This is a genomic window from Solimicrobium silvestre, from assembly GCF_002976435.1.
In the GTDB taxonomy this organism is placed as follows: domain Bacteria; phylum Pseudomonadota; class Gammaproteobacteria; order Burkholderiales; family Burkholderiaceae_D; genus Solimicrobium; species Solimicrobium silvestre.
This window is the reverse complement of sequence record NZ_PUGF01000004.1, coordinates 249,731-257,300: the sequence shown is the minus strand read 5'-3', so window position 1 is coordinate 257,300 and position 7,570 is coordinate 249,731. Positions and strand designations below refer to the sequence as shown.

At 41.6% G+C, this 7,570-nt stretch carries 3 protein-coding genes; all 3 read left to right on the top strand.

Annotated elements, in window-relative coordinates:
- Nucleotides 1-319: 319 nt before the first annotated feature.
- The 3 genes from S2091_RS06775 to S2091_RS06765 all read left to right on the top strand — a co-directional run bounded on the left by S2091_RS06775 (nt 320) and on the right by S2091_RS06765 (nt 7,264).
- Entirely contained in the window at nt 320-3,271 is a 2,952-nt protein-coding gene (locus S2091_RS06775; RefSeq protein ID WP_105531031.1) for a TonB-dependent receptor domain-containing protein, read from the top strand.
- A gap of 156 nt (nt 3,272-3,427) precedes the next feature.
- Nucleotides 3,428-3,745: a hypothetical protein gene (locus tag S2091_RS06770; RefSeq protein WP_105531030.1), complete on the top strand. Its 318-nt coding sequence runs from the start codon at nt 3,428-3,430 to the stop codon at nt 3,743-3,745.
- A 591-nt stretch (nt 3,746-4,336) separates the two neighbouring features.
- Entirely contained in the window at nt 4,337-7,264 is a 2,928-nt protein-coding gene (locus S2091_RS06765; RefSeq protein ID WP_105531029.1) for a TonB-dependent receptor domain-containing protein, read from the top strand.
- Nucleotides 7,265-7,570 lie beyond the last annotated feature (306 nt).

Here is a 7,570-nt window from a genome sequence, read left to right as displayed (position 1 = left end):
CTATAAAACTGCATAAAAATCGATAAATTAATAAAAATAGCGATGTTTAGTGAATTAAATCGTAATTAAATGCAATAAAGCACATTTTATTCGGTCAATAAAAATAATGAATAAATAAGTTATCGAAGGAATTTATTGTTTTAATTCAAAAGTGTTGTTTTTTGTTTTAATTGAGAGCCGCATGTTGTTGACACGCAATTGTAATAAATGGTTTTATGTAAGCCTCAAATTCACTTTTGCATAAATGAGTTCGAAATATCGCTGAAGAAGGCGACGAAGTTAATAATAGATAATCCAATTTATCCGAGGAGAAGTAGCAATGATGATGGAAACCATTTTGTCCCGATCACTGCGTTTGATGTTTTCAGGCGGTGTAGCGTTAAGCATCGGTTTGTTGGCACAGCCAGCATTCGCACAACAAGTAACAGATACTCCGACTGACACGACAGCTGCACAACCGATTCAACGTGTTGAAATTACTGGTTCGTCGATTAAGCGTATCCAAAAAGAAGGCGCTTTGCCGGTTCAGGTTTTGACTGCGGCCGATATTAAGAAAACTGGTGCTACATCAGTTACGGACTTAATTCAAAATTTACCTGCAATGCAGGGTTTCGCTACTGCATCAACTTCAGTTAATGGCGGCGGCGGCGGTGTTACAACAGCAGCTTTGCACTCATTAGCTTCCCAATACACCTTAGTATTGTTAGATGGTGTACGTGTTGCTACTCAAGGTGGCGCAGTCAATTTGGAATCCATTCCATTGGATGCCATTGAACGCGTTGAAATTTTGACTGACGGTGCTTCAGCATTGTATGGTTCAGACGCCATTGCAGGCGTCGTCAACTTTATTTTGAAAAAGAATAAAACAGACGGCGATGCATACCTGACAGGTCAAGACCCGCAACATTCAGGTGGGCGTAGTTGGAGTGCCGGGGTAAGTAAAGGCTTTGGTGATTTAGACAAAGACAACTTCAATGTGTTGCTGAGCTATAGCCATGACACTCAAAAAGCATTGGAAGCGACTCAACGTAGTTTTTCAGCTCAAGGTGGTCTAATTCCATTTACAGCAAATGGCAAAAATTACCTTTTCAATCAGTCATCGATTAATAGCCCTATTGCCAACCTGGATATTATTTCGGCCGCTCCGAACGATCCTACTGGTGCAAATGCTAGTGAAGCGATTATCAATCCATATGCTTTAGCAAATGCTGGCAGTTGTGGATCTAATCCTAATTCTTATGCGCATAGTACTCAATGCCGATTTAACTATGCTGCAACGGTACAAGATATTCCATCGTCTACACGTGATAGTGGATTAGCAAAAGCAACATTTAAGATTGACGAAAATACGACCGCATGGGCAACCATGATGGTGTCACGCTATGCAATGACAGCGCAATATGCTGCATCCGCACAGCCATTCGCTATTAATTCGACAAATCTTGCCGGTGTTAACTCAACAGCGTATCCGAACCTGTTTGCAACGTATGTTCAACCATACTTAAATGCAACTGGTACCGTGATCACTGGTCAAAATGGTGGTGGTGTTACAGCGTATTACCGTACCGTTGCCATGGGCGGAAGAACTGATGATTATCAAACCGATGCACATCATTTTTCTGCAGGTATTACTTCAACCGCAATCCCAGGCTGGGATCTGAATGCTGTTGTTACGTTATCGAATAGCGTATTGAAAGATACTGCAGCAGGCGGCTATGGTAATTTTAATGAGTTTAATGCTCTGGTCCTTTCAGGTGCTTATGATCCAGTCATGAATACTGGTGGGGCTTCTCTGCAAGCTGCCGAGATTACTGGGCAGTTGTTGAATAAAACCACTTCGAACGACAATTCAATCAAAGTTGGTGCTCAGCATAATTTATTTGAAATGCCAGGCGGTACCTCAATTATTTCTTTAGGTGCTGATTTCAACCATGTAAGTTTGCAAGAATCATATGATCCGTTGCAATTAGCAAGTAGTGGTTACGCATCTGCACCTTCTGGAACAAATGCAGTACTTGGTGGCACTACTGCTCAAGTTCCATTTGATGCAAGCCGTAATAACGTAGGTTTATTTGGCGAATGGTTGTTACCGTTAGCTAAGACTTTAGAAGGAAATATAGCTGGTCGTTACGACAGTTACTCTAAAGTTTATAGTGGCTATGTGTTTCAAACACCTGCATTAGGCGGTGCTCAATTGTCAAATGCAGACTTAGGTGATACGTTTAGTAAGGCAACATATAAATTAAGCTTGCGCTTTACTCCGACAGATACACTCTTGTTACGCGCTTCTTATGGTACTGGATTTAAAGCGCCTTCTTTAGGTGACATTGCGGCAACACCAACGTATGCAGGTAGTACTGCTGGATCTTATTCCTGCCCATTCCCTGCAACTCCAGCTAGTTGTGCCGGTGGTTTAGCCAATCCAGTTCAGTATGATCTTCTCGCTGGTGGTAATTCAGCTAGTGGTTCAGGTGGTTTGAAAGCAGAAAATTCCAAGCAATGGACATTGGGCTTCCGCGTAGAGCCAGGTTTTGGATTAACTGCTGGTGCTGATTTGTGGAATGTTCAAATCAAAGACCAAGTTCTTGGTGCCGGTATACCTGAGGCAACGGGTTTTGCTAGTCCACAGACGTATTCTTATTTGTTCACTAATCCTTACACGGATCCGGTTGGACACTATACGACTATTGGTTATAGCCTTGTTCCATTGAATGGTGGTGTAGCAAACTACCAAGGTATTGATTGGGATTTTGCTGAAAAATTAAAGACCCCTGTAGGCCCGCTGTCGTTGGCTTGGAATGGTACCTATATGATGAAGCAGAACTATACGTTCCAACAAAATGGTCCAGTTTTGACGGATTTGGGCGCATTTGGTCCTGATAACAGCGTTGTCTTCCGTGTTCAAATGCATGCTATCGCTTCGTTGACTACTGGCAATTTTACTAATAGTCTGACTGCTAACTATAAATCTGGTTATCACGATGAAAGTTATTTAGCTGGGACTGGCGCAGTTAAAGTTGTTAATGCAGATGGATCAACGACAGCTGTTGATTACACTGGTCAAGTTGGTTCATACACTACGTTTGACTGGCAAGGTCGTTATGACTACAGCAAAGTGTTGAATTTCACTGCTGGTATCAAAAACCTGTTTGATAAAAACCCTCCATTGTCATTGGTTAATGCTGGCGGTGGTAATCAAGTTGGTTACGATGGTCGTTACGCAGATCCATTGGGTCGTGCTTTCTACTTAACGGGTCACTACCATTTCTAATCCATTTGGAAATTGTTAGGCTAGTTAATTAGTTGGACTTAAAAGGCGCTTTCATATTTATGTGGAAGCGCCTTTTTTAACTAAAATTTTCTTTAATAAACATTGATAACGGAAAACTACGGTTTATACGGATCTTTCAAAAAGCGCGAGACTAATATGAAACTTTTATTCCCTTTTATTTTGGCAGCACTATTTAGCACGCAAGTGTTGGCAGACGAACCCGCAATGCACAACTGCAAGCAACCACCAGTCCCTGGCAAATTTGCATCAGCTACACAGCTAAAAGAGATTGATAAAAATACCCGAACTTATAAAGCCTGCATGATGAAATTTGCAGACGAGCAACAAGAAATATCAAAAAATGCGACAGAGGTTGCTGCGGCAAATAAAGCACATGATGCGGCTGAAGCGGCAATAAAAGAATTCAATGATTATATGAAGCTGCGCAATGACCGTGAATCGGGTGAGAATTAATTGGCCGGTTACGGCGATAACTGGCTAAGTAATAAGAGGTTCTAGATAATTAGAGCTGCAACACGCATAGGCGCATCTACTGGTAGCAACTTAATATTGCGCAATAATGTTTAATAATCAATCACCAGTTGTGCTGGGCTTGAATAGCTATATCCGAGCTATTACGATTTGAATGGTCGTGATATGTACGTAACAGCTAAATACAGGTTCTAAATAAATCTAGAGCTAATATGGCAGTCTTTCATCTGATCTTTCGGATGAAAGGAAGTTAGATGCAAATAGTAAAGTTGACCGCACAGCCAATCCCTGTGCGGTTTTTTTTATGCATCGTAATATTAAATTCAAGGGAGTTAATTTGACGAAATTACATGGTTTTATATAAAAATTTCTATTGACAAATATTTAGAAATAATTTTTTTATTTTAAAAAATGTTGTTTTTTGTGAGAAACACAATCTAAGGTTGTTGACAAGAAATTATAAAAAATGGTTTGATTAATGTGCTCAAAATACTTTGTTTTAATAACGTTTTGAAATGCGCCCTTTGGCTAAAGAGATCAAATCACAACTGAAATTTTTTAGGGAGATGAGTAATGATGATGGAAACCATAATGTCGCGGTCTTTGCGTATGATGTTTTCAGGCGGAGTAGCCCTCGGCATCGGAATACTGGCACAACCCGCAATTGCACAACAATCTACAGATACAACAACTGCACAACAAGTTCAACGCGTTGAAATTACTGGCTCGTCGATTAAGCGTATTGTCAAAGAAGGTGCTTTGCCTGTTCAGGTTTTGACTCAGGCAGATATTAAGAAAACTGGCGCTACATCAGTTACGGATTTAATTCAAAATTTACCTGCAATGCAGGGATTTGCAACAGCATCGACCTCAGTTAATGGCGGCGGCGGCGGTGTTACAAACGCAGCTTTGCACGCATTGCCAGCCCAATATACCTTGGTATTGTTAGACGGCGTACGCCTTGCTCCTCAAGGTACTACAAACCCTACAGTCAATTTGGAATCCATTCCACTGGACGCAATTGAACGCGTTGAAATTTTGACCGACGGTGCATCAGCATTGTACGGTTCAGACGCGATTGCAGGCGTCGTCAACTTTATTTTGAAAAAGAATAAAACAGACGGCGATGCCTACGTTACAGGTCAAGATCCTCAGCATTCGGGTGGGCGTAGCTGGAGTGCCGGTATAAGTAAAGGCTTTGGTGATTTAGACAAAGATAACTACAACGTGTTGCTCAGCTATAGCCACGACGAGCAAAAAGCATTGGAAGCATCTCAACGTAGTTTTTCAGCTCAGGGCGGTAAAATCCCATTTAGTGCCAATGGCCAAAATTACATTTTTAACCAGACATCGATCAATAATGCACCAGCCAACCTGGTCATTAATTCGGCTCTTCCAAGCGATCCTAATGGCTTAAATCCGATTACATCGGAATCCAATCCCTATCTGATTGCAAATGGGAATTGTGGATCTAATGCTAATTCCTATGTACACAATACTACATGCCGATTTAATTATTCTGCAACGGTACAAGATATTCCATCCTCTCAACGTGACAGCGGATTGGCAAAAGCTACGTTTAACATTAACGAGAATACGACCGCATGGGCAACCATGCTAGTGTCACGCTATGCAATGACGGCGCAATATGCTCCGTCCGCGCAGCCATTTGGGATTACTCCGCAAAGTTATCCAAGTCTTTATTCAACTTATGTCCAACCAGTCTTAAATGCGACTGGCACCCAGATAACTGCTGCTAACGGTGGTAATGCCACAGCATATTTCCGTACCGTCGGTATGGGTGGAAGAACAGATGATTATCAAACAGATGCACATCATTTTTCAGCAGGTATTTCAAGCACTGTAGCTGGCTGGGATTTGAATGGCGTTCTTACCATATCAAATAGCGTAGAGAAAGATACTTCAGCAGGTGGCTATGGTAATTTTAATGAATTTAATGCTCTAGTTGCTTCAGGTGCTTATGACCCGTTCATGAACACAGGTGTTGCTGCCCTGCAAGGTGCTGAGATTACTGGACAACTGCTCCAAAAAAATACATCGAACGACAATACGATAAAAGTAGGCGCCCAGCATAATTTATTTGAAATGCAAGGCGGTATGTCGATTATTTCATTAGGTGCTGACTTCCAGCATACAAGTTTTCAAGAACAATATAACCCGTTGCTGTTAGCAAATAGCGGTTACGCATCTCAGCCTGCTGGCGCTGCTGGAACAAATTCAGTACTTGGCGGTTCTACTGCGCAGGCGCCGTTTTTTGCAAGCCGTAATAATGAAGGTTTGTTTGGAGAATGGTTGTTGCCAATAACTAAGACTTTAGAAGGCAATATCGCAGGTCGTTATGACAGTTACTCTAAAGTTTATAGTGGCTATATATTTGAAACCACTGCTTTAGGTGGCGCTCAACTACCGAATGCCGATGTGGGTAATTCGTTTAGCAAGGCAACGTATAAATTAAGTTTGCGCTTTACTCCGATAGATTCGCTGTTGTTCCGCGGTTCCTACGGTACTGGTTTTAAAGCCCCTTCTTTACTTGATATCGCGCAAACACCAACCTATGCAAATAGCACTGCCGGCACTTATGCATGTCCATTCAATACGCCAGCAAGCTGTAGCGGTGGTACTGCTGCCAATCCAGTTCAGTATGACCTTCTGCAATCTGGTAATCCAAACAATGGCTCAAGTGGGTTAAAAGCGGAAGATTCCACACAATGGACATTAGGTTTCCGTGTTGAACCAGGTTTTGGATTAACTGCAGGTCTTGATTTGTGGAATGTAAAAATCACAAATCAAGTTCTTGCAGCAGGTATTCCTGAACAAGTTGGTTTTGCTAATCCACAGCTTTATTCTTATTTGTTCGTTAATCCTTACCAGGATCCAGTTGGTCACTATACGACTATTGCTTTTAACCAGGTTCCTCTTAATGGTGGTGTAGCAAATTACCAAGGTATTGATTGGGATTTTGCTGAAAAATTAAAGACCCCGGTAGGTCCGCTTGCGCTGGCGTGGAATGGTACTTACATGCTGAAGCAGAACTATACGTTCCAGACAAACGGTCCAGTTTTAACGGATCTGGGTGCATTTGGTCCTGACAATAGTGTTGTCTTCCGCGTTCAAATGCGCGCGATAGCTTCATTAACTACTGGTAATTTTACCAACAACTTGTCTGCCAATTATAAAACAGGTTATCAAGATCAAAATTATCCAGTTACTGACGGATCAGTACAAGTCGTGAATGCAGATGGATCAACGACAGCTGTTAATTATACTGGGCACGTAGGTTCATACACTACGTTTGACTGGCAAGGTCGTTATGACTACAGCAAAGTGTTGAATTTCACTGCTGGTATCAAAAACCTGTTTGATAAAAACCCACCATTGTCATTGGTTAATGCCGGCGGTGGTAATCAGGTTGGTTACGATGGTCGTTACACTGATCCATTGGGCCGTGCTTTCTACTTAACAGGCCACTATAAATTCTAATTTACCAGGAATTTATTGCTTGATTAGCTGTTAATGAAAAGGCGCTTTCACTTCAGGTGAAAGCGCCTTTTTTAACGAAATATTTTTTGCTTTAAGCCCATTTTTAATGAAAAATTACGGTTTAAACCACTATTTGCCAGAATGCGAGACATACATGAAATCAAATCTCTAATCTCTCTTATTTTAGTTGCCCTGTTCAGTACACATGCGTTGGCGGACGAACCTCCAAAGCATAACTGCAAACAACCGCCAGTCCCTGGTAAATTTGCATCAGATGCTGCGCTAAGAGCCATTGAGAGAAAAACG